A 25,182-nucleotide genomic window follows, 5' to 3' on the forward strand; every position below is an offset into this window, starting at 1 on the left:
GCGGTAATGGTTATCACCGGCGGCAGCGCGGGCGCCGGTAAAGCGACGGCGCAACGTTTTGCTAAGGCAGGCTATGATGTGGCGATTATTGCGCGGGATGAAAGTGGGCTACAGGAGGCCGAAAACGCATGTCGACAGTACGGCGTCCGGACGCAGGTTATCAGCGCTGACGTCGCTGATGCCCGTTCGCTGCGGCAGGCTGCGGCGGAAATCGAAACCCAGCTCGGCGCCATTGAAGTGTGGATCAATAATGCCATGACCACGGTGTTAGCGCCCTTCCATTTGATGAGTGATGAGGAATTTCGCCGCGTGACGGAGGTGACCTATTTAGGTTATGTCAACGGCACACGCGCCGCGCTGGAAGTGATGAGCCCCAGAAACCGCGGGATAATAATCCAGGTGGGCTCCGCGCTTGCCTGGCGTTCCATCCCTTTGCAATCGGCGTATTGCGGCGCGAAGGCGGCGATTCGCGGATTTACCGATGCTGTGCGAACCGAACTGATGCATCAACGCAGCCGGATCCAATTAGCCATGGTCCAACTGCCGGGAATGAATACGACGCAGTTTGGTTGGGCAAGAAATAAAATGGATAAAGAGATGCAGCCCGTTCCCCCGGTTTATCAGCCGGAGGTGGCGGCAGAGGCGATTTTTAGCGTCGTTCAGCGCCCCGTTCGCGAATTGTGGGTGGGTAAAAGCACCATTCAATCCATCGTTGGCCAATTTTTCTTCCCTTCACTACTTGACCGCCTGATGGTTAACAAAGCCTGGGAAGGTCAGCTGACAGCACAAGCGAAACGCAGCGAAAAGCCAGACGATCTCTATTCTGCCGTGCGGGGCGAGCATAGCACCCGCGGGACATTTAGCGCTGGCGCTCGCCAGCGCTCATTTAACGTCAGCGCCGATTTACCTGGTAAAGTCGCATCTGGCGTTGGGATCGCATTTGGACTGATGATATTACGCGGACTACTACGCCGCCCGCGCAAGCGCCGTTAATCGTGCTGGCGGCTAAACCAGCGATAACCATAATCGGCAAGCTGTAACCGGCAGACCTTGCCGCCGGTAAGGCGATCGCGATAACGGTGGTCCTCCAGCACGCAGGACCAGTAACCTGTCTCCTGACGCGGCAATCGTACCTCTACCGGGCATTCGCTAAAGTTCGCCAGCATGAGCAGATCGCGAGATTGACCGCGGTAGCGCAGCGCTAACACCGATGGCGGCAAGCCGGATACCAGCTCAAAGGGGGTGGCCCCCGGCTCATGGTATTCGGCGCGCAGTTGAACCATCTGCCGCACTCGCTGCAGCAACGAGTGGCGTTGACGCAGCGCCAGTTCGACGTTTACCTGCTGATATCGCCAGGGGCCGCTGGCAACCGGCCTGACGAGTAATTTTTCCGCCGCGGCGGTGGAAAAGCCCCCATTCACCCCGGCTGACCATTGCATAGGCGTCCTCACGGCATAACGCTCTTTCAGCGACAGATCCTCTCCCATACCGATTTCATCGCCATAGCGCATCACAGGCACTCCAGGCAGCGACAGTAACACCGCATGGCAAAGCGCCAGCCGACGGATATTGCCCTCCAGCATCGGCGCCAGGCGGCGGCGAATGCCACGTTGATAGACTGACATCGACTTCTCGGGGGCAAAACAGCGCAGCACAAACTGCCTGTCTGCGTCCTCAATACCCTCCAGGTCGAGCTCATCGTGATTACGTAGCCAGTTAGCAAAACAGCAACCGGGCGGCGGCTTAATCATCGCTTGCAGCGCGCTAACGAGCGGCTTCGCACTCTGCCGGGCGAGGCTGACGTAAAAAAATTTGTTCAGCCAGAAATTAAGCACCAGTTGCAGACGATCGCTGTGGCCGAAATAGTGACGGTAATCGTTCACTGCCACGTCAACTTCACCGAGCAGAATGGCTTCAGGATTGGTCTGTTCAACCAGTTGCCGAAGATGGGCCAATATCCAGTACCCCTGCTCTTCGTCGCCATTTCCGGCTTGTTTGACCAGGTGCGAGGCGGCGTCTAGCCGAAAACCGCTCACCCCAACGCGCAGCCAAAAACGCAAAATATTGTCAATTTCGTCTATCACCGGAGAGTGCACCAGATTGAGATCCGGCTCGTGGCGATAGAACATGTGACGATAATACTGTCCCGCCTGTTGATCCCAGCGCCAAACGCTCTTTTCGACACCGGGAAACATTGGCGGATCGTCCTGTTCGGGCGGCGAATCGGCCCAGAGATAATATGGCCGGAAAGGAGAATGTCTGTTTTTACGCGCCTCCAGAAACCAGGGGTGTTGCGAAGAGGTATGCTGGATAACCAACTCAATGATAACGCGTATCCCCAGTTCCCGCGCGTCATCAATCAGTTGAATAACGTCACGGATTTGCCCAAAACGCGGATCGGGCTGCAGATGATCCTGCACGTCATAACCGTCATCGAGAAATGGCGTCAGATAAAAGGGGGTTAACCACAATACCGTCCCCCCAAAGCTACGTAAGTAATAGAGTTTTTGCCTTATTCCGGCCAGATCGCCACAGCCATAACCATTGGCATCATAAAACAGCGAGGTATCAACCTGATAAATTACAGCGTTTTGAAACCACGGTTGGCGAGGCATTATTCCCCCTCGTATCAGTAGAACATCACGAGCGCCAGAAACATACCCGAGGTATAAGCTCTTATTTTCTCTGCGCAGACTTCGGACGTGTGGCAAGTTTATCTACCATCATTCGCTGCCTCGGGGTCAACGACGGACACTGACAGTGCTCGCCGAAATTTATCTCTAACGTAATATTCCGCCCTGCTGCCGTTAGCGGCGGCGCGCTATCGTTAATACGCGACAAGATAGCAAGGAGACGAATCATTTACAGACCTTTTACCGCTAACGCTTAGCATCAAAACCCGGCGTTTCGGAGCGGATAATATATTGCTCCGTAATATCCGGAATATGTTGCAGCAACCATTCGGCCATGCCTCTCTCTTCCGCCAGAATACTTTCTAAATCCGCAATTGAATCATGATCGTTGACCTTTTGCGCGGCGGTTAATAAGGAGGTATAACAGGCGACCTCAAACTGCTCGAAAACGTAGCCGCTGATCACCCCTTTCACCACTTCATCTTGTGGAAACATTCCACCAATAGATTGTCCCATTGCGGCAATTTTACTCATTGAGTCTTTAAGAACCGAGCGGGAAATATTATTGCGCGCAATAATATCATCCAGCACGGTAATTTGCCGACGGGTCTCAAAAAGATGCTGCTCAAGGCGGGTGCATAATTCCGGGTAGCTGTCGATGCGTTTGACCATCGATTCAAGCATCGATTCGGCCTGCTTTTCCATAGCGTGCGCGTCACGCAACCAATCGTGATAGTTTTCAATATCAGTCATAACAACCTCTTTATAAAAAGATAATTACTCTTCAGCCTTATCTTCATTTTCTTCTGCGGCCTGGTCGGCTCGCGCTGCGCTATACCCTGATAAGTGGCCGACAATATTTGCATAAATACTAATAATGATGACCCACAGGACACTGTCTTTCCACCATATTACCGACGGTATAGCCAGTACAAACCACATTATCGCCGCGACGAGATGACACCTTTTTATTACAACCGGACTAAGACTCATTTTTTTGCCTGATGCCTTAGATAGGGTTAAGCGGACTGTTGGGCATCCTGATTGACGTGTCCAACGGCGATGTCCGTTAATTTCATATCAGCGTCTTTTTCTTCTTCCAGCGTTTCCGCCAGCAATTTCACCGCGGCTTTATAGCCGAGCTGCTCTGCCAGCGTACACAGCGTACCGTAGGCCGCAATTTCATAGTGTTCAACTTTCTGCGCGGCGGCTATCAGCGCAGCATCGCGGATCTCGTTCTTTTCCGTCGCTTCGATCACTTCGTTGGCCTCTTCGATAAGCCCTTCCATCGCCACACACTTCATCCGTTTCAGGCGAATTTGATCATTTTGTTCGAGGAGCTTATCAATACGTTCTATATGGCCCTGTGTTTCCTCAAGGTGAGCGCTGAATGCCGTTTGTAGCTCTTCACATGCGCTGGCGCGGGATAGTTTAGCCAGCGCGCGGGTTAACTGTTTTTCCGCGCTGTAGGTATCCGATAATAAATGAATAAAAATATCTTCAATGGTTTGTATTTTCATAATTCACACCTTTTAAAAACTGCGGGTCGGATGACCCGCAGGGTATTTTTAACAGCAGTTACCAGATCAAATCACTTATATTCACAAGCTAGCTATCACCGGATTTACGGCCGCCGCCATGGCTGTTTTTACCGCCTTTTTTACCGGCTTCGGATGCACGTTCCGGGTCATTTTTAAAATTCCCGCCGCTGTGCTGTCCGCCTTTACGTCCGGCTTCAGATGCTTTTTCCCGGTCTTCTGCAAAATTACCTGAACCACCTCTGTGTTCTGCCATAACGTTTACCTTTTAGCTTGGTTAGTAAAAGATGATTTAACGCTCTAAATCATCGCCGTCGAGAATTAAGTCTGGAGCAATAAGTGAAAAATGCAAATTAAACAAAATATATTAACAGTTGCTATAAAATTAATTAAAAAATAAATAGCGGGGCGGCAAAAATAAACAAGACATCGCTAAGATCATATTAACCAGAAGAAATAAACGCAACGGCACGGCCAAAACCCACCACGACTTGAGCATGAAAAAATAGAACTGTAAATAAAGTTAAATATTCTATTTTTAAATATTTCGCTGAATAATCTGAAAAATAACCCAGCGAAAGATTATATATAAATCGCCTTATATCAGTAAGTTGGCTAAGGAAAAGCGGGAATATGTCCATTGGGCAGGGATTTACATTTATCGTAGCGTCCGCATACCTTCTATCATTACTCTTTTCTGTGAAGGAGATTGCTATGGATAATGACAAACTGCGTACCAACCATTGGCCACAACCCCCTTTCCCCGATCAACCGCAAACGCCTCCCGGCCTGGCCGCCGAAATGGAACCCACACCGGATCATGGTGAAGTCAGCTACAGCGGGTCAGGACGGCTACAGGGTAAGAAAGCGCTGATTACCGGCGGAGACTCCGGTATTGGTCGCGCCGTGGCTATCGCCTTTGCCCGCGAAGGCGCGGATGTTGCCATTAACTATCTTCCGGAAGAACAGAGCGATGCGGACGCCGTCATCGCGCTTATCAAAGCGGAAGGCCGTACGGCGGTGGCAATACCGGGCGATATTCGCGTGGAATCCTTCTGTGAAACGCTGGTGGAAAAAGCGGTAAGCGGTCTTGGCGGTTTGGATATTGTTGTGAACAATGCAGGTCGTCAGCAATACTGTGAAAAAATTGAGCAACTTACCACCGCCGATTTCGATGCAACCTTCAAAACCAACGTCTATGCGCCGTTCTGGATAACCAAAGCCGCGCTGCCGCACCTCAAAGCCCAAAGTGTGATTATCAACACCTCTTCGGTACAGGCTTTTAAACCGAGCCCTATTTTGCTGGATTATGCCCAGACCAAAGCCTGCCTGGTGGCATTCACCAAATCGCTGGCCAAGCAGTTAGGGCCGCGTGGGATCCGGGTCAATGCGGTCGCTCCCGGCCCGTACTGGACGGTGCTGCAGTCAAGCGGCGGACAGCCGGCGGAAAAAGTGCAAAACTTTGGCGGCGATACGCCGCTGGGGCGGCCAGGGCAACCCGTTGAGATCGCCCCGTTGTATGTGACTCTCGCCTCTGATGCCTGCTCGTATGCCTCCGGCCAGGTCTGGTGTTCAGACGGCGGTGACGGCGTACTTTAATAATGGAATGCCGGCAGCACCAGTTCGCCAATCTCCTGCATCGTCTCGGCCAGCGGACGCTGGTTGCGACGAAAATGCAGACCGATATGGTTCACGCCGGCATCGCGCATCGCGTTCAATTCCTGAATGAGACCATGGCGGCCGCTGCTGATGCCGAAACGATGGCGCTGAATCGGCGCATTGGCGTCATCTTGCAGATCCAGGTGGATAAAGCTGATATAGGGTTTCTCGCCCGCTACCCGGCGCCACAGCTTGACGCGGCTAACGTGCTCGTCAGGCTGGCCAGGGTAGGCAAGCCAGCCATCCATATTACTGCCTACCCATTGCGCCGTTTGTTGCGCCAAACCAGCAACCAGCAGCGGCGGGGTCGGTTTGGCTGGCAGCAACTCCAGGCCCGGCTCCAGCTGACGATCGGTCTCGCCCTTCAGCACGCTCACGCCGTGACGGAAACGCTCGCCGCGGCTGGCGTAGTCTTCACCAAATAGCGGGTATTCGACCGGCCTGTCGCCGCTGGCGATGCCCAGTAGCAGCCGGTCGCCGCTGAGCGCCTGCACCGTGGCGGCGGCTTTACGTACCAGCCATGGCTGACGTAACGGCAGCACAACCGCCGCCGTGCCCAGCAAAATATTTTGCGTCAGGCTCGATAAATAGCCGAGGTAGGTAAAGGCTTCAAAGACGTTAGCCGCATCGCCAAACTGCGGATCGTACAGCGGAACATCGCGGATCCAGGTAGCGCGAAACCCGAGCGTATCCGCCAGTTTAATGCGCTCCGCGTGCTCGCTCATATCCGGCACGCCAAACGGTCGCCCGTCGCGCTGCCGTTTTAGCTGTCCGCTTGTCGACCAGTCATTGTCCAGCGGCAGTTCCACGCCAATCGTTAGCGGCTGCTGGGTTAATTTTTCGATGCTCATGGGTCACTCCGTCAACCGCCGTGCGGTATCACGTTGAAAATATGAGCAAAGTGTTTCATGGAATGCTATTGCGATAAACAGCACTAATCGCAATAGATAATTGCTATTTATGGAATTATCTTGAGTTCTGATTTTGTTTAAATGGATAGCTCACCAACACCAGAGGAAGAAACAATGATAAAAACCGACGCCTGGCTGTGGAAAAAGCACGCCTCCCCGCTTCTGCTTGAACGCCATGAGAAAACAATAGTCACGCCCGCTGACGATCAGGTGCTGATCGAGAACCGCGCCATTGGCCTTAATCCGGTCGACTGGAAGCTGATGGCCGGTCTCTCCGACGCCTGGCAGGAGGATCAGATCCCCGGCGTCGACGGTATGGGGGTGATTACCGCCGTTGGCCGCAACGCCCGCCACCTTCGTCCCGGCACGCGTGTGATGTATCACACCGACCTGCGTTTTGACGGTAGCTTTGCCCGCCATACGTTAGTCAGCGCTCAGGCGGTGATTGCGGTTCCCGACCACATTAGCGACCTTACCGCTGCGGCGCTGCCGTGCCCTGGTCTGACAGCGTGGCAGGCAGCGCAAAAGATCCCCCTTCCGGCTGGCGAGAATGTGTTGGTCAGCGGCGCCGGCGGCGCTGCCGGCAGTCTGCTAAGCCAATTACTGATTGAGAGCGGCGCTAACGTCTACGTCACGGCCAGCGCCACGCATCACCCGAAACTACTGGCTCGTGGGGTGATTCAGGCCTTTGATTATCACCATACTTCCTGGCCGCAGGAGCTAAAACGCGCGCTGGCGGGTAAATCGCTGTATGCCGCTTTCGATACCGTAAATCAGCAAAATGCCCTTTCGCTTGCCGGGTTGCTCGGCTACTACGGCCATCTGGTCTGTATACAGGACCGGCTCGAGCACGCGCCGCTACCCGCGTTTACTACCAGTATCTCATTGCATGAGGTCGCGCTGGCGGCAATCCATCCTTACGGTACCCAGAGGCAGTGGAGTCGATTACGTCAGGCCGGGGAAAACATGCTGCAGCAAATTGGCCGCGGCGAACTGATGATGCCGCCGATAGAAAGCGTCAGTTTCGACGAGATCCCACAGGCGCTGGAAAGGCTAAAACAGAACAATAACGGTATTAAGTACGTAGCGGTGCTGTAATATTCATCAGCACGATGAATAACCTCAATCCCAAAAACCGGGTAATCAATGCCACATCCAACGGGCCTCTTTCCGCTGGATGAGGCATTCATCGCTTCGCTTCCGTAGGTCGGTCTGGTGCTGAATGGTTACAATAGCCTGGGATTCAGCAGAGTGATTAGCAAAAATATAACAGCTAGATCGCCAACTAATAGTCACACACATCGATTAAAAACTCAGATTGAAAGAATCAAAAAAAGGAGTAACGTTAAAAAAACATTAACAAAGAGGTGCAAAATGTTACGCGATTATTTAAAACTGGATTCTGAAGACCAATTAGTTGAACAACAAAGCGGTCATCAACCTAGCCAGCAGTATACCGAAGTGACTGAGTGGGTGATCCTCAATAAAGAGGGTAAGAAAAAAGGCCGCGTCTCCCTGTTTGATAAATTTAATACTCGCCGCTCGTGGAACGTTAATTTTCGTATTACCCAATTTGATAACAGCGGTAAAGTTATCGTTGACCAACTGACAGACGCTATTTAATAGAATAATTAATAACATAGCGCCCAATCTGTGATGGAAACCACCTGACAAAACGCTGAGGCCAGCAACCGCATTCACGCGGGAAAACGTAAGAAGTTTTTCAACTCATCAATTAGCCGCTCGTTTTATAATAATAAAATGAGTACTCGCTGCGCCTGAAGAAAAATAAACGCGCCAGTCGGCGCGTTTAATCATTAATTGTTTCTGACCGGCGGCGTCACCCTGACGCCAATAAAGACAATCAGCATGGCGCTTAATAATAACAGCCCGCTGCCGGTAAATACGCCGCTGGCGCCGCTGATATCAAATATTGCCCCACCGCCGGCAGCCCCGGCGCTAATGGCCAGCTGGATCGCCGCGACTAATAATCCCCCTGCGCTTTCCGCTTCATCCGGTACCGTAGTGGCAAGCCAGGTTGACCAGGCCACCGGCACCAGGCCGAATGCAAATCCCCACAGGGCGACCAACAGGCCATCCAGTAGCGCAATATGACCATACAGCACCATCATCAGCGCCAGCAAGCTCATCGCCAGTGGCACCAGCGCCAGCGTCAAACGCAAACTGCGCGCCAGCAGATGCCCGGCAAGCGAGGTGCCAATAAAGTTGGCCACGCCGAACCCCAGCAAAATCAACGACACCCCTTCTACACTTGCCAGCGCCACGGTTTCGAGAAACGGCCGCAGATAGGTAAAGAAAGCGAAGTGTCCGCCAAAAATCAAAATCGAAGCCAGCAGGCCGCCAACCATTCCCGGCCGCCGCAGTACCTTAAAAAGCGTACTAAAGCTGCCAGCGCTCTCCGGGCGCATCGACGGCAGTACCCATAGCTGCCACAGCAGCGCGACCAGACTCGGTACGGCGCAGATGATAAAGACGTTACGCCAGCCAATGAGCGCGCCAAGATAGCTACCCAGCGGCGCCGCCACTACGGTGGCAATCGACACCGCCGAGAAGATAATCGCCAGCGCTTTCGGCACCATCGCCGCCGGAACCAGCCGCATCGCCGTCGCCGTCGACATCGCCCAGAAGCCGCCGATAGCGATACCAAGCAGCAGGCGTCCCAGCAACAGGAACTCCAGTGAACCGGCAAAGGCCACGATCAGACTGGAGATGATTTGCAATACGGAAAAGAACATCAGCACCCAACGCCGGTCGATATTGCGGGTTGCAGAGGTAATCAATAACCCCGTCACCAGAGCGATTAACGCCGTGGCGGTCACCGCCTGTCCGGCCATCCCCTCACTCACGCCCAGGCTGGTGGCCATTGGCGTCAGTAAACTGGCCGGTAGAAATTCAGCGACGATCAGGCCAAAGACCCCCAACGCCAGCGCATACACGGCGCGCCACGCCGGGCGGGCGTTAATCGCGCTCTCTTCAGCGACAATGCAAGAACTCATATACATCTCTCCAGAATCATTAACATTCGCCAAGCTTAGTGGCTTCCGTTAAGACGATATATGATACATACTCTGCAATTATTGATTATTCGTCCGGAAAAACGATGAGCCAGCAAACCTTAGATCTGACCAGCGAGCTGTTACAGGGCATGCGACTGTCGGGAGTGAAATACCGACGGATTGAAACCTCACGTCCTTTCGGCGTGGAGTTTAATTCGGTTCCTGGCAAAGCGCAGTTTCATTTTGTCAGCCGCGGCCCGCTGCTGCTAAAAATGAGCAACGGTAAACAGTTCTCGCTTGAGAGCGGCGATGCGGTGTTCATTCCCAATAGCGATGCGCACGCCCTGCTCTCAGATAGCAAAGCCGCGCGGGTGAACGTGATGGAGCTCGACAGCAAACCGGTCTGCGGGACGGTTTCCTGCATCAAAAACGCAGGCTGCGTTAATACCGAAGAGAATGCGGTTATCTTCAGCGCCTGTATGGATTTTGAATTAGGCGGAATGCAGCCGCTGGTTCGGGCCATGCCGGAGGTAATGCTGGTGAGTAGCCTGTTAAGCGCCCGCCCGGAAATCCAGCCGCTGCTGGCGGCAATGGAGCGTGAATCTCTGACGCGTCAGGTGGGCTATGCCGGCATTCTGGCACGTCTCGCCGATGTCGTCGCGGCGCTGATCGTCCGCGCCTGGGTGGAATGCGGCTGCGGTAACGCTACCGGCTGGGTACAGGTACTGCGCGACCCGAAGCTATCGCGCGCGATATATGCTATGCATCAGCAGCCCGGCGTCAACTGGAAGGTAGAAGACTTAGCCCGCGAATCCGGCCTGTCGCGTTCGGTGTTCGCCGAACGTTTTCTCATCGCCACCGGTACCACGCCGGCCCGCTACCTGACAGAATTACGCATGCGCCTGGCGGTACAATACATCAGCCATGAAGGCGAAGCGCTGGAAAAAGTCGCCTTCCGCCTCGGCTACAACTCGCTCGCCGCCTTTAGCCGCGCCTTTAAACGCATTACCGGCAAAGCGCCGGGAGCGCTACGCAATGGGGTCAATGAACAAGCGGTAACCTGATAAGCGTTACTTCTTCTGCCAGTTGGCCCACGGGCCAGCGTCGGCGGGTTTGTCGATGAGCCCTTCCAGAGAATCGAGATAAAAGTTTTCCACTTCTTTACGCGCCCACGGCGTGCGGCGTAGAAATTTCAGGCTCGACTTAATGCTCGGATCGCTTTTGAAACAGTTGATTTTGATATGTCGGGCCAGTTCATCCCAGCCATATCTGGCCACAAGGTCAGTGAGTAACGCTTCGAGCGTCACGCCGTGAAGCGGATCTTTTGACGTGTGCATTGTCTTTCCTGCATGAAAAATTTCGCTCACCATACGGACCGCGGCGGCATCATGCAACATCCCGCCACTTTTTTTAAATAACGGCTAGGCCGAAACCCCACTCCTTATCTGTTTTTCGCAAAAGCACTGAACCCACCGCGGTCATAAATTAGAAAAGAACGTTATTGGTCGAAAAAATTGCGCTAAGGCAAGCTGAGCGCATCTACCCGACAGAGGAAATCATCATGCGCCGTTGTTGTTGCCGAACCCAGAATCACTTCATAGCCAATGACCCGTACCCCGTTCTCGGAGAACACAATGAACGCCACGACTTTGCCGATTCTCGATCTGGCCCGCTATACCAACCCTGCTGAAAAGAGCGGTTTTCTTGCCGACCTCCGCCATGCCGCTCGCGATATTGGTTTCTTTTATCTTATTAATCACGGCGTGGACGCCGGATTGCAAACTGAAGTTCAACGCCAGGCGCGACGCTTTTTTGCTCTTGATGATAGCGAAAAGCAGCAGGTGGCGATGATTCACTCCCCGCACTTTCGCGGCTATAACCGCGCGGCTTCCGAGCTCACTCGCGGCCAGCCAGACTGGCGCGAACAGTTTGACATCGGCGCCGAACGCCCGGCTTTAACTCTCGCCGAAAACGCGCCACGCTGGCAGCGTCTGCAGGGACCGAACTTATGGCCCGCCGCGCTACCGTCGCTGAAACCGACCCTACTGGGCTGGCAGCAGGCGATGACCGGCGTCGGGATGACCTTGCTGCGCGCGTTTGCCGAAGCGCTACAGTTGCCTGCCGACGCCTTTGACGCGCTGTATGGCGATAAACCGAATGAACATATCAAACTGATTCGCTACCCCGGTCAGCGTGAAACCAAAAGCGCACAAGGCGTTGGGGCGCATAAAGATTCTGGATTCTTAAGCTTCCTGTTACAGGACGAGCAAAAAGGACTGCAGGTGGAAGTCGCGCCGGAGCACTGGATCGACGCCACGCCGCTGGCGGGCAGCTTTGTGGTGAATATCGGTGAGCTACTTGAGCTGGCGACTAACGGTTACCTGCGCGCCACCGTTCATCGCGTGGTCTCGCCGCCGGCAGAACAGGAACGCCTCTCAATCGCCTTCTTTCTTGGCGCGCAGCTCGATGCCGTGGTGCCGGTGTACCGCCTGCCCACTCATCTGGCGCAGGAAGCGCTCGGCCCGGATAGCGATCCGCAAAATCCGCTGCTGCGGGATGTTGGCTGGAATTACCTCAAAGGGCGGCTGCGTTCTCACCCGGATGTCGCCGAACGTTATTACCAGGATGTTTTTCGCGAACGTACTGAGCAACTGATCGTTTAATTTAATAAGGATAACAATATGAAATATGCCGCATTCAAACTGGCAGGGGTCGCTTTATCTCTTTCTCTGGCATGGACATCCGCCCAGGCTGCCGCGCTGCGCGTTGCCGCTGACCCGGTACCACACGCTGAGATCCTCAATTACATCAAAAAAATCGATCCCAGCCTCGATATCAAAGTGGTCGAACTCACCAGCGGCGTTAACGCCAACGAGCTGCTGGCGAATGGCGACGTTGATGCCAACTACTTCCAGCACGTTCCGTATCTGAAGGATCAGGAAAAAGCGCTGGGTAAGACCTTTGCCGTCGCCGCTACGGTGCATATTGAACCGCTGGGTATTTACTCCCGTAAGCACAAAGACTTTAATTCCGTCCCGGAAAACGGGACCGTCGCGGTGCCGAACAACACCACCAATCTCAGTCGCGCCTTGTTCCTGCTACAAAGCCAGGGATTAATCAAACTCGGCGCTAAATTCACCAATCCGGCGACCACGTTAGCCACCCCGAAAGATATCGTGGAAAACCCCAAACATCTGAAGATCCTCGAAATTGAATCGCCGCAGATCCCGCGTTCCTTAGACGATGTCGATTTAGCGGTCATTAACGGCAACTACGCGCTGGAGGCGGGACTGGTACCGGCGAAAGATGCGTTAGGGCTGGAGAGCGCGAACAACAACCCTTACGCCAATATCCTGGTGACGACGCCGCAATTGGCTAATGACCCACGCATTAAAGCGCTGGCCAAAGATCTCACCTCGCCGCAGGTTGCCGAGTTTATTCGCAAAAACTATAACGGCTCGGTTATCCCGGTTGCGCCGCAATCATGATTGAGGTCGTCGGGCTGAGTAAAACCTATGCCGGAACAGGCCGACCGGCGTTAAACGACGTGTCGCTGCAGATCCCGAAAGGCGCGATTTATGGCATTCTCGGGCGCAGCGGCGCAGGCAAAAGCACGCTGATCCGCTGTCTCAATTTACTCGAACGGCCCTCTGCGGGCCGAATTGTGGTGAACGGGCAGGATATCACTCAGTTAGACAAAGCCGGTTTACGTCAGCACCGTCTGCGCACCGGAATGATCTTCCAGCACTTCAACCTGCTGCATGCCCGCAACGTGGCTGACAACGTCGCGGTTCCGCTGGAAATCGCCGGTGTCGACAAACGTGCGCGCCGCGAACGCGTGCTCGAGTTGCTGGAGTTAGTGGGACTGGCGGATAAAGCAACCGCCTTTCCATCCCAGCTTTCCGGCGGTCAAAAGCAGCGCGTCGGCATCGCCCGCGCGCTGGCGGCCGGCCCGGATGTGCTGCTATGCGATGAAGCAACCAGCGCCCTCGATCCGGAAACCACCACCTCGGTGCTGGCGTTACTGGCCGATATCAATCAGCGGCTCAATCTGACTATCGTGCTTATTACCCATGAGCTGGAAGTCGTCAAAACGCTGTGCGATCACGCGGCGTTGCTGGAGCATGGAGAAGTCATCGAGAGCGGGAAAATCGCCGATCTGCTGGTGGCACCGTGGTCCAGATTACGTCAGTCGTTACTGCATAATCCGCAGGCGGAGCAAGATTTCCTTGCCCGTCACGGCTTTCACGGGAGGCCTTTATGCGTAGTCGCATGAGTTGGGAAGATTTATGGCCCTTATTGTGGGAAGGCAGCCTGGAAACCCTCTATATTGTAGGTCTGGCGGCGCTGTTTACCATTTTAATCGGCCTGCCGGTCGGCGTGTTACTGTTTGTCTCCCGTCGCAACGGCCTGGCGCCGATGCCGAAACTGAATGCGTTGCTGGGGGCGATTATCAATTTTGGCCGATCGCTGCCGTTTATCGTGCTGCTGATCGCATTAATCCCCTTTACGCGGCTTATCATCGGCACCACCTTGGGCAGCACAGCCGCCGTCGTGCCGATTACTATCGGCGCTTTTCCGTTTTTCGCGCGGCTGACCGAAAACGCGCTGGATGAAGTGGATTACGGGCGCATTGAAGCCATTCTGTCGATGGGCGGTAATCTGTGGCACGTTATCTTTAAATCGCTGCTGCCGGAGGCGCTACCGACCCTGCTTGCCGGGATCACCCTGACTATCGTGATGCTGATTGGCTTTTCATCGATGGCGGGCGTCATTGGCGGAGGCGGGCTTGGAGACCTGGCGATTCGCTACGGTTATCAGCGCTTTAACGATCAGGTGATGGTCGGTACGGTACTGATTCTGGTGGTGATGGTTCAGGGCGTACAAATGATCGGCGACAGGCTGGTACGACAGCTTGCCCATCGCCGCTAAGCTCTCATTCGCAGGCGGCTACTGCAGGCCGCCTTCCTCCACGAGAACCCTGACCAGCGCTGCCGCCGGCATTTCGCGGATCATCGCCACCCCTTGTCCCGCCCAGTGCGCGCCGAAACCATGATCGCCCTGCGCTTTTGCCGCCGTCGCCAGCGCTTTTCCGGCGTCATAAGCGAGCGGATAGGCGGGAATTTCTCCTTCGCCGATTTCGTGCCAGCTATTTTTAACGCAGCGTGCTGGCCGACCCGAAATAGCCGCTGTCAAAAATGTGACAACGTCACTATTTTGCGTGAGCGCCTGTCGATATCCACTATCTATACCCGCTTCCGGGCACAATAAAAATGCGGTTCCCAGCTGAACGCCCGACGCGCCGAGCTGCATCAGGCTGGCTATCGCCGCCCCATGCATAATGCCGCCGGCGGCGACAATGGGTAAATCGACAGCCTGCTTTAGAGCCTGAAGCAGAGTGAAGGTGCTCATTTGACGATCGTCGCCGTATGGGTCAAAAATCCCCCGATGGCCACCGGCCTCATACCCTTGCGCAATAACGACATCAATACCCGCTTGCGCAATTAATCGCGCTTCGTCGACGCAGGTGGCGGACGCCATCGTCACCGTTCCCTGTTGCTGGAAGCGGCGAATAACCTCTGACGACGGCACGCCAAAATGAAAACTCACCACCGCCGGCTTCTGTTCAAGCAGCATATCGAGCATGGATTGATGTTGATGGAAGGTCTGATAAATCTCGTTAAGCTGTTTCGGCGGCGTGCCGTGATAACGGGCAAACGCCGGAGCCAACCGCGCCAGCCACTGCGCTTCCTGAACGGCATCGCGGCGCGACGGCGTATGACAGAAAAGGTTGACGTTAAAGGGACGATCGGTGAGCTGCCGGGTTTGTTCAATAAGCGCCTGCGCCTGCGTAACCGTCGACGCGCCGAGCCCCAGCGAACCCAATCCTCCGGCGTTGCTTACCGCTGCAGCCAGGGACGGTGTCGACACCCCTGCCATCGGCGCCTGAATAATCGGATAACGAATATTAAGTAATCGCGGTAAATGCTGATTCATTGGCGATCCTGTGCAATTTGCGATGTGAGGCATTAACCATCTCTTTTTAAGATGTTAAGATCAACCATATTGTCATATTGAGAAGAAAAATATGAACCACACCACATTACTGATCTTTAAACTGGTGGCCGAAACCCAAAGCGTCACTCAGGCGGCGAAACAACTTGGTCGCGCGCAGTCCAATATCACCACGCGCATTCAGCAGCTTGAAGAGGAGCTGGAAGCCGAGCTTTTCGTGCGCGGAAACAAGAAGATGCTGCTTTCTCCCGCCGGGCAAAACTTCCTCAGCTACGCGCGGCGAATTTTAAGCCTTGCCGAAGAAGCCAAACTGGCGCTGCACCCGGCACGGCCCGCGGGAACGTTAAAGCTCGGCGCGATGGAAGCCTGTGCCGCCAGCCGCCTGCCGGCCATATTGCCGCTGTTTCAGCAACGCTGCCCGGACGCCGACCTGACATTGCGTACCATGCCCACCCGTCAGCTGACTGAACTGGTCGAAAACTCCACGTTGGACTGCGCGCTGGTTTCACTGCCGGCCGGTCCAGACGGCAGCCTTCAATGCCCACAGACGCTTGAATATCTCCCGCTTTTTATCGAACAACTGGTCCTTATCGCCCCTGTCGAGGGGCGCAACTACCGTTTTGCCGCCTTCCCGGCAGGATGTTCCTACCGCCAGCACGGCATCGAGTATCTGCAGCAGACGGGAGCACACGTGGACATCGTCGATGTCAGCTCCTATCACGCGATGATGGCTAACGTCGCCACCGGCCGCTACGCCTGTTTGCTCCCGGAAAGCGTTCTGGCCCTGCTCACGCTACCCGCAGGCTGCCAGACGCATTACGTCACCCAGGCCGCCACCCAGCTTATCTGGCGCCGCGGGTATGTATCGCCGATTCTCGACGTCCTGCGCCAGTTATTGCTGGCGCCGGCCGCAGGCAACCAGCCCGGCGGCTCCCAGCAACACGCCGCTGGCCGTCAATAGTGAAGGGTTAAACGATCCCGTCAGGCTGTATAACCCATCGGCGACCAGCGGCCCGATTATCTGTCCGACGCCGTAAGTCGCCGTTAGCGCGGCGATCATATTAAATTTTACCGCCTGATTTAGCCGCTTGCCCTCTGACAAGGCGATGGTTACCGTCCCAAGGAAGGTCGCTCCAACCAGCAGCGCGCTCAACAAACAAAAGGTGAATGAGTGGCTCCACGCTGGTAAGGCCACGCCGAAGGCCTGAATAACGAGATTGCTACAAAATGCCCGCTGATAGCCAATTTTCAGCACGAGTTGATGCCAGATAAAACAGGAAGGTACCGCCGCGAGACCAAATACCGCCCACAGGTGCACCGGGTCGATACCCGAGAGCGCGCCGTGCAAAAACAGCGGCAAATAGGTCGCGGTGATGATGTAGCCAAAGCCCGCGAGGCCATAAATCAGCAGCAATTTTACCGCATCGCTCGTGCGCCCATTGTCGCTCGGCATCGTTGTTGCGGGCCCGCTGTTTAACGCCAGCAGCGAATCCGCCGGGCTTAATAATCCGCGCAAGGCGCATAAAAACAGCATCGTCGCCGTGATGGCGCACAGTAGCCAGATTTGCTGACTGCTAAACGCCAGCGCTTTACCGGCGGCAATAAACTCCGCCGACAAAAAGATCCCCATCCCGACACCGGCAAACAGTACCGGCGCGCCGTTATGATGTTTCATATGTTGCAGTAGCCATAACGAGGCGGAGATAAGCGTTACCGCGCTGAGCACCCCGGCCAACCCGCGCAGGATAATGATAGCCAGCGGCGAACGCAGCCAGGCCAGTAGCGCCAGACAAATTAGCGTCAGAATGACCGAGACAATATTCATTCTGCTCGCCTGCTCCGGCTTTGCCTTCGCCAGTAACAATGCCCCCAGCAGGTACCCGGCATAATTAGCGGAGGCGGCCAGATTCCCCTGACGCAGCGTCAGGATCTGATCGCTTAACATCACCGGCAGGATCCCGGTGAAGGCGAAGCGGCCGTAACCCATACCAATCATTAATACCGTCGCCCCTGCCATCGCTAATAAGAAAGCGTTTATCTCCGGCCTGATTTGTCGCATCTGCGTTACCCCTTGCATAATTTAATCTTAAAAAGAGAATATTATTTAATTTTAATTCTCTTTTTATTATGTATTAGCGTGATGCGACGAGCAAGCCGCCGCGCCAGGGCAAAGAGTAAAAGCACCAACCAGAGGATACTTCGGTTAGCGACGAAGGATGGTTGTCAAAAGCGCACGGTCGTTAAACGCCGTACTCGATAATAGGCCGCATTATCTTCAGCGCAGCGCTCAGTTTATCGAGGCTCGGTGACGCCAGCGCCAGACGCAAAGCATGCGGCACATCACGACCGACGCTGTACGGTTCGGCGGTGGAAATAGCGATATTCATGGTTAGCAACTGTTTCACGACGCGATCGGCGCGGACGTCCTCGCCCAACGGCAGCCAAAGGAACCAGGCATTTTCATTGCCGATCATTGGTAAGCCAGCCAGTGCCTGACGGGCGATGGCCTGCCGCCGCCGCGCATCTGCGCGCATTATGGTTTCGAGCCGGGCCAGCGTCCCATCCTGGATCCAGCCGCAGACCAGCGCCGTCGTTAAGGCCGGCGTATTCCAGCTGGTGGCGCGGATCGTCCGCTCTATCGCCGGCATTAACGCTTCGCGGCATACCACCATGCCAACCCGTAAACCGGTGGCGATGTTTTTTGAAAAACCGCACACATAGACCGTACGCTCAGGCGCCAGAGACATCAGCGGCGGCGGCGCGTTCTCGATCAACCACGCATAGGCGGCATCCTCAATGATGAACAAATCGAACTGGCGGGCAATATCAACCAGTTGACTACGCTGCGCCAGATTCATTACCCAGCCGAGAGGGTTATGCAGCGTCGGCATGGTATAAATCGCTTTTACCCGCCGTTTTTCACACAGGCTGCGAAGCATGTCGAGATCCGGACCTTGCGCTGTGTGCGGGATAGCAACCAGTTCAAGTTGATAGAGCCTGGCGAGGGCGCGAAATCCCGGATAGGTCAAGGCATCTGCCGCAACCACATCGCCGGGACGTAGCAGACCGCCGAGCGTGACCGCCAGCCCATGCTGAGCGCCGTTAACGATAGCGACCTGCCCGGCGCTGGCCGCCATACCCTGTCTGTTAAGATGCTGGGCCACTATTTCCCGTTCGCTCATGCGTCCGGCGTGCGGTTGATAGCGTAACAACGCCTCCAGATCGCCCGCGCCAGACAGTTTTTTTAATGCCTCGCGCAGGAGAACGGTTTGTTCCGGCAACGCCGGAGAGTTGAAATTAAGATCGATCATGTCCGGGGCAATGGCGTGCTGATCGACACCCAGCCCCGGCGGCAAGCTCAGTTCACGCACAAAAGTCCCGCGTCCCGTTTCGCCGCTGACCAGCCCCATTAACGCCAGTTCTCTGTAGACCCGCGTCGCGGTAGCCAGAGAGATTCCGTGTTCCACGACCAATTGCCGATGGGTCGGCAGCTGGCTGCCAGCCGCCAGCGCACCGCTGCGGATGGCTGCCGCATAGCGATCAACCAGAGATTTATAGCGGTTTTTCATCGTCATTGTATCCATGACAATTATTTGATTGTCATGGATTGTGCGACCTACTATCGACCCGGTCAACCACATTAACTATCACTACAAAGAGGTCACACGTGCACAACCGTCGCGCTTCCACTTCTATATCCGGTTGGATAAACGGTTTTATCGGCGTCGCTATTTTTAGCGGCTCTCTACCCGCCACCCGCATCGCCGTGCAGGAGTTCGATCCTTTTTTCCTGACTTTCTGCCGTGGGGCGATTGCCGGGGTGCTTGCGCTGGGCCTGATCTGGCTTTTACGCCTGCCGCGCCCGCAAGCGGGACAATGGCGTTCACTGGCGCTGGTTGCCGGCGGCGTGGTCATCGGTTTTCCGCTGCTGACGGCGCTGGCGCTGCAGCGGGTGACGTCAGCCCACTCAATTGTTTTTATTGGGTTATTGCCGCTAGCGACGGCGATTTTCGCGGTGATCCGCGGCGTTGAGAGACCGCGCCCTGCCTTTTGGGGATTCTCGCTGCTGGGCAGCATACTGGTAGCCAGTTTCGCGCTGGCCGGTAACACCGGGATGTCCATTTCAGGCGACCTGCTGATGCTGGCGGCGGTAGTGGTCTGCGGATTGGGTTATGCCGAGGGGGCGCGCCTCACCCGAGAGCTTGGCGGGCTGGCGGTCATCTGTTGGGCGCTGCTCCTGTCCCTGCCCCTGATGGTGCTAGCCTGCGGGTTAACGCTTCCCGTCAGTTTCCGTGGTATCAGTGCGTCTGCGTGGACCGCGCTGGCCTATGTCTCGTTATTCAGCATGCTGATAGGTTTTATCTTCTGGTATCGGGGACTGGCAATCGGCGGTATTGCGGCGGTCGGTCAACTCCAGCTATTGCAGCCCTTTTTCGGCCTGGCGCTGGCGGCACTACTCCTTCATGAATCAGTGAGCCCGTTGATGGTTGCCGTCACGCTTGGCATCATTTTCTGCGTGATCGGTTCGAAGCGCTTTGCCCGTTAAAATAGTCGGCAGCCTGATTTGAGGCGAGTTCCTCTCTCAGGCTGTCTTTATCATCAATTAAACTGTGGCGCGACCGAATGGCCGCAGGCGCTGTTAGCGTCAATGGTGTCGTTCATGCAGGTCTGCGAATCAAGGCCCTGACCCGGCGCCATCCCCGAGGATGATGAGGAACCTCCTGAACAGGCGGATACAGCAAAAACAATGAGCAATATAAGTAATTTTTTCATCGCGATGACCTCCGGGAAGCAAATAGGTTGCCGTGCTCCATCCTAAGACTGGCCACTCATCCATTTCCCTTTCAAACTCAGGTATCACTCTAAGAAATAATATGGGCGTTATTTATCATCTGTATAGCTATATTATCGGTCATTTTGCCAATAAATGAACCGAGCGTTGGCATAAAATGCTCGCCCGCTCGCCGGAGCCGCCGCGCTTGCGCTATGCTTAACCTCCCTTTCGTTTTAAACACTTAGCGTTATGACTACTTCTGTCAGCACCACTCAGCTTAACCTGCGAATTATTTCCATCGTTGTCTTCACCTGTATCTGCTATCTCTCCATCGGCCTGCCGCTGGCGGTGCTTCCCGGCTACATCCACTACCAGCTCGGGTACAGTACGCTAATCGCCGGAGTCGTTATCAGCCTGCAGTACATTTCAACGCTCGTAAGCCGCCCGCATGCTGGCCGCTATACCGATATCTGGGGGCCAAAAAAGGTCGTTAGCCTCGGCATCATCTGCTGCATGTTAAGCGGACTCTTCACCCTCGCGGCGGTGATGTTGCAAGCTATACCGCTTCTCGCCGTCAGCGCCCTGTTGATTGGCCGGGTTTTCCTCGGCGTGGGAGAAAGCTTTACCGCCACCGGGGCAACGTTATGGGGCATTAAAACCGTTGGCGCGATTCACACCTCGCGGGTGATTTCATGGAATGGCGTCGCGACCTACGTGGCAATGGCCGTCGGCGCGCCGCTGGGGGTGATGCTCAATAATTATTTTGGCATCAGCGGTTTTGCCGTAGTGGTAGTGCTGGTTGCGCTAATTGGCCTGCTCTTTGCCCGCACCCGCCAGGATGTCAGCGTAACCGCCGGAGTGAGAGCGCCGTTTCATGTGGTAGTGCGCAGGATCTGGCCCTACGGGCTGGGATTGGCGCTGGGTACCGTCGGTTTTGGCGTTATCGCCACCTTTATCACCCTCTATTTTTCGGCTCACCACTGGCAAGGCGCGGCCTTCACCCTCTCTCTCTTCAGCATCGGTTTTATTTGTATACGCCTGATCCTTGGCAACACCATCACCCGCTACGGCGGCGTGCCGGTGTCGCTTGTCTGCTTCGTAGTGGAGTGTCTTGGATTATTGATTATCTGGCAGGCGCCGTCGGCGTGGGTCGCCGGTATTGGCGCATTCCTCACCGGTTCTGGTTTCTCGCTGGTCTTTCCGGCGCTGGGCGTCGAGGCGGTGAAACAGGTAGAAGAACAAAACCAAGGCACGGCGCTGGGTACCTATTCAGCCTTTCTCGATTTGGCGCTGGGTTTGACCGGCCCGGTGGCCGGCTGGGTGGCGGGTTATTATGCGCTCGATACGCTGTACCTACTGGCGGCGGTGGTCGTCGCCATGGCGTTTATCCTGCTGCTTCGGGTTCGTCTGCAACAGACCAGGGCGAACGTATGATGTATGCCGATTAATCATGATACTGGTAACAATTTAATCAATAATTGACGACGCTTTAATATCCGTGCCACCATTCCGCGAGCATCCAGTCCTGGATGCCGGGCGGTACGGGTGCAGTGATAGAGGTCGTCAACAAAACGATCCCCCCGTGACCTGGCTCCATTCGACTCGTCGCCTGCCGCGGCGAGCGGCTTACCCTGGCGGGAAATACCGACATGCATCAAAGTTTCAACCAGCGCGTCCATTTTTACTACTGCATTCTGGTCGCGCTGAAAATCCACGTAAAAACGAAGAAATCGGGCGGAGCGAGAGGAAAAAATAATTTTCTTCTCAAATGGTTACGCAAGGCGCAGGACAACAACATTTTTCATCCGGATATCACCAGCGAAATCGAATGGCTGCGTGGCAAAATCATCCAGGCGGGACACGATACTGACCTTGAGCCGATGCTGGAATTCGTCTATGCCACCGCCCGGCGCGCCGAAATGCTCAAAGATGCCGACTGATCCTTATTAAGCTAGCTGCAAAATATCCCCTGTAGCCGGCGCCTGTGCGCCGGCGAGCCACAGTTTTCCCCAGGCGCCGGTACAGTGGCAGGCCAAAATTTTCTCCACCTGCAGCTGTTGTAAATAACTTCGGACCTGCCAGACCCTGGCGACGGATGCGGCGCGCAGGTGTAGCCCACCGATCAATGCGTGGACCCGCTCGATACCGGTGATATTCTGACAATGCCGCACAATGTTCTCTACGCCACGATGTCCGCAGCCGCAGATGATGACCAGACCGTGGTCAGAAAGATAGATAAGGACGCCTTCATCGACGATATAATCAGGCGTCAACGGCGAGCTGGCTAAAACGCCAAAGGATTGCGGACGGTTTACCACAATCTCGCCGGACCACAACAGACGTTCGCTGATGGCAAACGGCTGCCGGTAGCATTCCATGCGAAAGCGGGAATAGTCGAGCTCAAGCGAGAGTTTTTTGATTTTGCGTACGTGCCGGCCAAGGCTGATAGCGGCATAGCGCGGTTGGGTAAGCTGTGGATGACAAATAATTCGGCTCCCCTCCGGCAGCCAGGGGACGCCACCGCAGTGATCGTAATGGCCGTGTGATAATACCGTCGCGGTCAAGTTATCCAGTTTAATCCCCATCCGCTGCGCATTCTTAAGAAAACTGCCGTCAGGGCCGGTATCAAACAGCACTTTGCTGGTTTCATCCTCAAGGAGCAGGCTAAGTCCTGCTTTGGCTGTCAACGCCGGATCGGCGTGCGCCGCAAGGCGATTTTCCAGTAATACCCTGATGGTTAAGGCCATTATTTCATTCATCCCTGTTATATATGCACGACCAGTGTAACGAAGAAACCCTGCAATCTGTGTGATGAGCGCCGCACCCTTCACTCCGAATAAAGTGACACTGTCACTAAAAAACAGCTTCACAACCGCGCTACGTCCTCTATGCTGATAGACGCGGATCGTTAACTTGAGGTTATCTATGGCAGACTGGAATCCCTCGCTGTATCTGAAATTTGCTGATGAGCGCACCCGACCGGCGGCTGAGTTAACGGCGCGTATTGCGCAACAGCCGGTCAAGCTGGCTGTGGATCTGGGCTGCGGTCCAGGCAACAGCACGGCCTTACTGCGTGCAGCGTGGCCTGAAGCGCGAATTATTGGCGTTGATAATTCCGCCGCCATGCTGGCACAGGCGGCGCAAGCGCTTCCCGATTGTGAGTTTATCACCGCAAATATAGAAGACTGGCAGCCATCTGAGCCCGCAGACGTGATCTATGCGAATGCCTCTTTACAATGGCTCACAGACCATCAAACGCTGTTCCCGCGACTGGCCGGTCAGTTAAGCGATGGCGGCGTTCTCGCGGTTCAGATGCCGGATAACTGGCAAGAGCCCTCTCATACCCTGATGCGTCAGGTCGCTGAAGAGCTGGGATTTCCGGAAAGTGGCCGACAGCCGCTCCCCAGCGTCCAGCAGTATTACGACATGCTGAGCAACAGCGGTTGCGAGGTGGACCTCTGGCGCACCACCTATTATCACCCTCTGGAATCGCACCAGGCGATCGTTGACTGGCTGCAGGCGACCGGTCTGCGCCCGTATTTGCAGAATCTTGATGAAGAAGAAAAGAACGTGTTTTTAGAGCGTTATCTGACGCTGTTACAACAACATTATCCGTTACAGTGTAACGGGAAAGTGCTGTTCTTGTTCCCGCGACTGTTTATTGTCGCGCGACGCCTGGTTAACGCGTAGTCGCCAGTTCGACATCAACGTTAAGCGCATTCAGCTGATTTACCACACTGCTACTAAGCCGGTCATCGCTGATGATGACATCAAGCTCTCTCAGCGGCAGGATCAGGTAATTCGCCATTTTTCCATATTTTGATGAGTCGCTTAGCAGGATACATTTTTCACTTACCTTCGCCACAGTCTGTTTCACGATGGCTTTATTTTCGTTGGGCGTCGACAGTCCGCGCAAATTCCATGATGACGCCGAAATAAACGCGACATCGATAAACAGGTTCTCCAGCATTTTTGCCGTCAGGTGGCCAACGGTCGACTGATTCTCACGGCATAAGCGTCCGCCGGTATGGATCAATTCACATTGCCCGCGTTCAATCATCAAATTGGCAATGGCGAAATCATTGGTGATGATCAGCAAGTCCTGACGCTCAACCAGGTTTTCGGCCAGTGCGAGCGTCGTGGTCCCGGCATCCAGATAGACGGTGCTGTTCGCGGGAATATGCTTAAGCGCCGCCAGACCAATAGCCTCCTTTTCCTGGGGGAACATAAGCGTTTTATCGCGATGCGAAGGTTCATTCAGCAGGCGGGTTCGTTGCGGAAGTGCCACACCCCCCGATACGCTGGCCAGCACGTTAAGCTGCTCCAGGCGCTGAATATCGCGCCGGATTGTCATATGCGACACGCCCAGCGCCTCGACCAGTTCGACGACACTGACCACCCCTTTGTCTTTAATGATTTCCAATATCTTCTCTTGTCTCTCCAATGGCAGCATCGATTTCTCCTGATGGTGTCTCGCTATCTCATATTTTCACATTTTATCACATCACCCAGGGCTGTACACCGGATTAACAGTGCCAGTTAATGTGAAAAATAGATAATAAATGTTATTTATTGTGATCATCGTCGCTGTATTCATCACCTCAATCATTGATATTAACATTTAACAACAGATAA

Annotated in this window: 27 protein-coding genes; 14 read left to right on the forward strand and 13 right to left on the reverse strand. The window is 54.8% G+C overall.

Going from position 1 to position 25,182, the window contains the following annotated elements; genetic code table 11:
- Positions 1-6: 6 nt before the first annotated feature.
- Positions 7-993 carry an SDR family oxidoreductase gene (locus tag ABLV07_RS13405; protein WP_230133032.1) on the forward strand — a complete coding sequence of 329 codons (987 nt, stop codon included), beginning with the start codon at positions 7-9 and terminating at the stop codon, positions 991-993.
- Here the strand turns inward: ABLV07_RS13405 and ABLV07_RS13410 are convergent.
- The 5 genes from ABLV07_RS13410 to ABLV07_RS13430 form a co-directional block, all read right to left on the reverse strand.
- Positions 990-2,615 (reverse strand): alpha-amylase family protein, encoded by a 1,626-nt coding sequence (locus tag ABLV07_RS13410; protein ID WP_230249712.1) that lies wholly within the window; start codon positions 2,613-2,615, stop codon positions 990-992. The genes ABLV07_RS13405 and ABLV07_RS13410 overlap by 4 nt on opposite strands.
- Positions 2,616-2,879: 264 nt before the next feature.
- The gene (locus tag ABLV07_RS13415; RefSeq protein ID WP_015366679.1) at positions 2,880-3,386 is read right to left on the reverse strand and encodes a DUF892 family protein; all 507 of its coding nucleotides are present in this window, start codon (positions 3,384-3,386) and stop codon (positions 2,880-2,882) included.
- A 24-nt stretch (positions 3,387-3,410) separates the two neighbouring features.
- Positions 3,411-3,626, reverse strand: a complete 216-nt coding sequence (locus ABLV07_RS13420) for a hypothetical protein (RefSeq protein ID WP_032705768.1) — start codon at positions 3,624-3,626, stop codon at positions 3,411-3,413.
- A 26-nt stretch (positions 3,627-3,652) separates the two neighbouring features.
- The gene (locus ABLV07_RS13425; protein WP_015366681.1) at positions 3,653-4,153 is read right to left on the reverse strand and encodes a ferritin-like domain-containing protein; all 501 of its coding nucleotides are present in this window, start codon (positions 4,151-4,153) and stop codon (positions 3,653-3,655) included.
- 88 nt (positions 4,154-4,241) lie between these two features.
- Positions 4,242-4,427: a general stress protein gene (locus tag ABLV07_RS13430; RefSeq protein WP_004143718.1), complete on the reverse strand. Its 186-nt coding sequence runs from the start codon at positions 4,425-4,427 to the stop codon at positions 4,242-4,244.
- A gap of 458 nt (positions 4,428-4,885) precedes the next feature.
- Here ABLV07_RS13430 and ABLV07_RS13435 point away from each other — a divergent pair, with 458 nt between their 5' ends.
- Entirely contained in the window at positions 4,886-5,770 is an 885-nt protein-coding gene (locus ABLV07_RS13435; protein ID WP_015366683.1) for an SDR family oxidoreductase, read from the forward strand.
- Here ABLV07_RS13435 and ABLV07_RS13440 read toward each other — a convergent pair.
- Positions 5,767-6,681, reverse strand: a complete 915-nt coding sequence (locus ABLV07_RS13440) for a TIGR03571 family LLM class oxidoreductase (RefSeq protein WP_348853271.1) — start codon at positions 6,679-6,681, stop codon at positions 5,767-5,769. The genes ABLV07_RS13435 and ABLV07_RS13440 overlap by 4 nt on opposite strands.
- 174 nt (positions 6,682-6,855) lie before the next feature.
- Between ABLV07_RS13440 and ABLV07_RS13445 the strand changes: the two genes are divergently transcribed.
- Together ABLV07_RS13445 and ABLV07_RS13450 are read left to right on the forward strand one after the other, a co-directional pair.
- Positions 6,856-7,839 (forward strand): zinc-binding dehydrogenase, encoded by a 984-nt coding sequence (locus ABLV07_RS13445; RefSeq protein ID WP_230249715.1) that lies wholly within the window; start codon positions 6,856-6,858, stop codon positions 7,837-7,839.
- A gap of 276 nt (positions 7,840-8,115) precedes the next feature.
- Positions 8,116-8,364, forward strand: a complete 249-nt coding sequence (locus ABLV07_RS13450) for a hypothetical protein (protein ID WP_015366686.1) — start codon at positions 8,116-8,118, stop codon at positions 8,362-8,364.
- 194 nt (positions 8,365-8,558) lie between these two features.
- Here ABLV07_RS13450 and ABLV07_RS13455 read toward each other — a convergent pair whose 3' ends face one another.
- A complete protein-coding gene (locus tag ABLV07_RS13455) occupies positions 8,559-9,758 on the reverse strand; it encodes an MFS transporter (RefSeq protein ID WP_126027963.1) in 1,200 nt (399 codons plus the stop codon).
- 104 nt (positions 9,759-9,862) lie between these two features.
- Here ABLV07_RS13455 and ABLV07_RS13460 point away from each other — a divergent pair, with 104 nt between their 5' ends.
- Positions 9,863-10,822 carry an AraC family transcriptional regulator gene (locus ABLV07_RS13460; RefSeq protein ID WP_171830176.1) on the forward strand — a complete coding sequence of 320 codons (960 nt, stop codon included), beginning with the start codon at positions 9,863-9,865 and terminating at the stop codon, positions 10,820-10,822.
- A gap of 6 nt (positions 10,823-10,828) precedes the next feature.
- Here ABLV07_RS13460 and ABLV07_RS13465 read toward each other — a convergent pair whose 3' ends face one another.
- Positions 10,829-11,095 carry a VF530 family protein gene (locus tag ABLV07_RS13465; protein ID WP_015366689.1) on the reverse strand — a complete coding sequence of 89 codons (267 nt, stop codon included), beginning with the start codon at positions 11,093-11,095 and terminating at the stop codon, positions 10,829-10,831.
- Positions 11,096-11,392: 297 nt separating this feature from the next.
- On the opposite strand from ABLV07_RS13465, the gene ABLV07_RS13470 reads away from it, so the two are divergent.
- From ABLV07_RS13470 to ABLV07_RS13485, 4 genes are read left to right on the forward strand one after another with little or no spacing between them, the layout of a single operon-like run.
- A complete protein-coding gene (locus ABLV07_RS13470; RefSeq protein ID WP_348853270.1) occupies positions 11,393-12,421 on the forward strand; it encodes an isopenicillin N synthase family oxygenase in 1,029 nt (342 codons plus the stop codon).
- 18 nt (positions 12,422-12,439) lie between these two features.
- On the forward strand, positions 12,440-13,246 hold the full coding sequence (locus tag ABLV07_RS13475; protein ID WP_015366692.1) for a MetQ/NlpA family ABC transporter substrate-binding protein: 807 nt from the start codon (positions 12,440-12,442) through the stop codon (positions 13,244-13,246).
- Positions 13,243-14,034 (forward strand): methionine ABC transporter ATP-binding protein, encoded by a 792-nt coding sequence (locus tag ABLV07_RS13480; RefSeq protein WP_072255020.1) that lies wholly within the window; start codon positions 13,243-13,245, stop codon positions 14,032-14,034. Before ABLV07_RS13475 ends, ABLV07_RS13480 begins: the two co-directional genes overlap by 4 nt.
- Positions 14,031-14,690 carry a methionine ABC transporter permease gene (locus ABLV07_RS13485; RefSeq protein ID WP_348853298.1) on the forward strand — a complete coding sequence of 220 codons (660 nt, stop codon included), beginning with the start codon at positions 14,031-14,033 and terminating at the stop codon, positions 14,688-14,690. The genes ABLV07_RS13480 and ABLV07_RS13485 overlap by 4 nt, the downstream gene beginning before the upstream one ends.
- An 18-nt stretch (positions 14,691-14,708) precedes the next feature.
- Here ABLV07_RS13485 and ABLV07_RS13490 read toward each other — a convergent pair whose 3' ends face one another.
- Positions 14,709-15,755: a nitronate monooxygenase gene (locus ABLV07_RS13490; RefSeq protein WP_348853269.1), complete on the reverse strand. Its 1,047-nt coding sequence runs from the start codon at positions 15,753-15,755 to the stop codon at positions 14,709-14,711.
- A gap of 91 nt (positions 15,756-15,846) precedes the next feature.
- Here ABLV07_RS13490 and ABLV07_RS13495 point away from each other — a divergent pair, with 91 nt between their 5' ends.
- Complete coding sequence (locus ABLV07_RS13495; RefSeq protein ID WP_032711601.1) at positions 15,847-16,734, forward strand: LysR family transcriptional regulator; 888 nt, start codon at positions 15,847-15,849, stop codon at positions 16,732-16,734.
- On the opposite strand, the gene ABLV07_RS13500 is transcribed toward ABLV07_RS13495, so the two are convergent.
- Positions 16,666-17,832 carry a YbfB/YjiJ family MFS transporter gene (locus ABLV07_RS13500; RefSeq protein ID WP_047056785.1) on the reverse strand — a complete coding sequence of 389 codons (1,167 nt, stop codon included), beginning with the start codon at positions 17,830-17,832 and terminating at the stop codon, positions 16,666-16,668. The two genes, ABLV07_RS13495 and ABLV07_RS13500, sit on opposite strands and share 69 nt — an antisense overlap.
- 181 nt (positions 17,833-18,013) lie before the next feature.
- Complete coding sequence (locus ABLV07_RS13505; protein WP_047058788.1) at positions 18,014-19,342, reverse strand: PLP-dependent aminotransferase family protein; 1,329 nt, start codon at positions 19,340-19,342, stop codon at positions 18,014-18,016.
- 98 nt (positions 19,343-19,440) lie between these two features.
- Here ABLV07_RS13505 and ABLV07_RS13510 point away from each other — a divergent pair, with 98 nt between their 5' ends.
- From ABLV07_RS13510 to ABLV07_RS13520, 3 genes are all read left to right on the forward strand, one after another.
- On the forward strand, positions 19,441-20,319 hold the full coding sequence (locus tag ABLV07_RS13510; protein ID WP_047058790.1) for a DMT family transporter: 879 nt from the start codon (positions 19,441-19,443) through the stop codon (positions 20,317-20,319).
- 477 nt (positions 20,320-20,796) lie between these two features.
- The gene (locus ABLV07_RS13515) at positions 20,797-21,981 is read left to right on the forward strand and encodes an MFS transporter (RefSeq protein WP_049034034.1); all 1,185 of its coding nucleotides are present in this window, start codon (positions 20,797-20,799) and stop codon (positions 21,979-21,981) included.
- Between the two features lie 215 nt (positions 21,982-22,196).
- Positions 22,197-22,487 carry a hypothetical protein gene (locus ABLV07_RS13520; RefSeq protein ID WP_015366702.1) on the forward strand — a complete coding sequence of 97 codons (291 nt, stop codon included), beginning with the start codon at positions 22,197-22,199 and terminating at the stop codon, positions 22,485-22,487.
- 6 nt (positions 22,488-22,493) lie between these two features.
- Here ABLV07_RS13520 and ABLV07_RS13525 read toward each other — a convergent pair whose 3' ends face one another.
- Entirely contained in the window at positions 22,494-23,294 is an 801-nt protein-coding gene (locus tag ABLV07_RS13525) for an MBL fold metallo-hydrolase (protein ID WP_015705337.1), read from the reverse strand.
- Between the two features lie 178 nt (positions 23,295-23,472).
- On the opposite strand from ABLV07_RS13525, the gene tam reads away from it, so the two are divergent.
- Positions 23,473-24,237 (forward strand): trans-aconitate 2-methyltransferase, encoded by a 765-nt coding sequence (tam, locus tag ABLV07_RS13530; RefSeq protein WP_047042758.1) that lies wholly within the window; start codon positions 23,473-23,475, stop codon positions 24,235-24,237.
- Here the strand turns inward: tam and ABLV07_RS13535 are convergent.
- Positions 24,227-25,000 carry a DeoR/GlpR family DNA-binding transcription regulator gene (locus ABLV07_RS13535; protein WP_047042763.1) on the reverse strand — a complete coding sequence of 258 codons (774 nt, stop codon included), beginning with the start codon at positions 24,998-25,000 and terminating at the stop codon, positions 24,227-24,229. The two genes, tam and ABLV07_RS13535, sit on opposite strands and share 11 nt — an antisense overlap.
- Between the last annotated feature and the right edge of the window lie 182 nt (positions 25,001-25,182).

The organism is Klebsiella sp. CN_Kp097 (assembly GCF_040064495.1).
GTDB lineage: Bacteria > Pseudomonadota > Gammaproteobacteria > Enterobacterales > Enterobacteriaceae > Klebsiella > Klebsiella aerogenes.

Coding starts and splice junctions, on each gene's coding strand:
- ABLV07_RS13495 (WP_032711601.1), top strand. CDS start 15,847: ATGAACCACACCACATTACTGATCTTTAAACTGGTGGCCGAAACCCAA.
- ABLV07_RS13470 (WP_348853270.1), top strand. CDS start 11,393: ATGAACGCCACGACTTTGCCGATTCTCGATCTGGCCCGCTATACCAAC.
- ABLV07_RS13440 (WP_348853271.1), bottom strand. CDS start 6,681: ATGAGCATCGAAAAATTAACCCAGCAGCCGCTAACGATTGGCGTGGAA.
- ABLV07_RS13460 (WP_171830176.1), top strand. CDS start 9,863: ATGAGCCAGCAAACCTTAGATCTGACCAGCGAGCTGTTACAGGGCATG.
- ABLV07_RS13425 (WP_015366681.1), bottom strand. CDS start 4,153: ATGAAAATACAAACCATTGAAGATATTTTTATTCATTTATTATCGGAT.
- ABLV07_RS13450 (WP_015366686.1), top strand. CDS start 8,116: ATGTTACGCGATTATTTAAAACTGGATTCTGAAGACCAATTAGTTGAA.
- ABLV07_RS13490 (WP_348853269.1), bottom strand. CDS start 15,755: ATGAATCAGCATTTACCGCGATTACTTAATATTCGTTATCCGATTATT.
- ABLV07_RS13485 (WP_348853298.1), top strand. CDS start 14,031: ATGAGTTGGGAAGATTTATGGCCCTTATTGTGGGAAGGCAGCCTGGAA.
- ABLV07_RS13410 (WP_230249712.1), bottom strand. CDS start 2,615: ATGCCTCGCCAACCGTGGTTTCAAAACGCTGTAATTTATCAGGTTGAT.
- tam (WP_047042758.1), top strand. CDS start 23,473: ATGGCAGACTGGAATCCCTCGCTGTATCTGAAATTTGCTGATGAGCGC.
- ABLV07_RS13415 (WP_015366679.1), bottom strand. CDS start 3,386: ATGACTGATATTGAAAACTATCACGATTGGTTGCGTGACGCGCACGCT.
- ABLV07_RS13405 (WP_230133032.1), top strand. CDS start 7: ATGGTTATCACCGGCGGCAGCGCGGGCGCCGGTAAAGCGACGGCGCAA.
- ABLV07_RS13455 (WP_126027963.1), bottom strand. CDS start 9,758: ATGAGTTCTTGCATTGTCGCTGAAGAGAGCGCGATTAACGCCCGCCCG.
- ABLV07_RS13520 (WP_015366702.1), top strand. CDS start 22,197: ATGCATCAAAGTTTCAACCAGCGCGTCCATTTTTACTACTGCATTCTG.
- ABLV07_RS13420 (WP_032705768.1), bottom strand. CDS start 3,626: ATGAGTCTTAGTCCGGTTGTAATAAAAAGGTGTCATCTCGTCGCGGCG.
- ABLV07_RS13505 (WP_047058788.1), bottom strand. CDS start 19,342: ATGAAAAACCGCTATAAATCTCTGGTTGATCGCTATGCGGCAGCCATC.
- ABLV07_RS13515 (WP_049034034.1), top strand. CDS start 20,797: ATGACTACTTCTGTCAGCACCACTCAGCTTAACCTGCGAATTATTTCC.
- ABLV07_RS13525 (WP_015705337.1), bottom strand. CDS start 23,294: ATGGCCTTAACCATCAGGGTATTACTGGAAAATCGCCTTGCGGCGCAC.
- ABLV07_RS13535 (WP_047042763.1), bottom strand. CDS start 25,000: ATGCTGCCATTGGAGAGACAAGAGAAGATATTGGAAATCATTAAAGAC.
- ABLV07_RS13480 (WP_072255020.1), top strand. CDS start 13,243: ATGATTGAGGTCGTCGGGCTGAGTAAAACCTATGCCGGAACAGGCCGA.
- ABLV07_RS13435 (WP_015366683.1), top strand. CDS start 4,886: ATGGATAATGACAAACTGCGTACCAACCATTGGCCACAACCCCCTTTC.
- ABLV07_RS13475 (WP_015366692.1), top strand. CDS start 12,440: ATGAAATATGCCGCATTCAAACTGGCAGGGGTCGCTTTATCTCTTTCT.
- ABLV07_RS13500 (WP_047056785.1), bottom strand. CDS start 17,832: ATGCGACAAATCAGGCCGGAGATAAACGCTTTCTTATTAGCGATGGCA.
- ABLV07_RS13465 (WP_015366689.1), bottom strand. CDS start 11,095: ATGCACACGTCAAAAGATCCGCTTCACGGCGTGACGCTCGAAGCGTTA.
- ABLV07_RS13430 (WP_004143718.1), bottom strand. CDS start 4,427: ATGGCAGAACACAGAGGTGGTTCAGGTAATTTTGCAGAAGACCGGGAA.
- ABLV07_RS13445 (WP_230249715.1), top strand. CDS start 6,856: ATGATAAAAACCGACGCCTGGCTGTGGAAAAAGCACGCCTCCCCGCTT.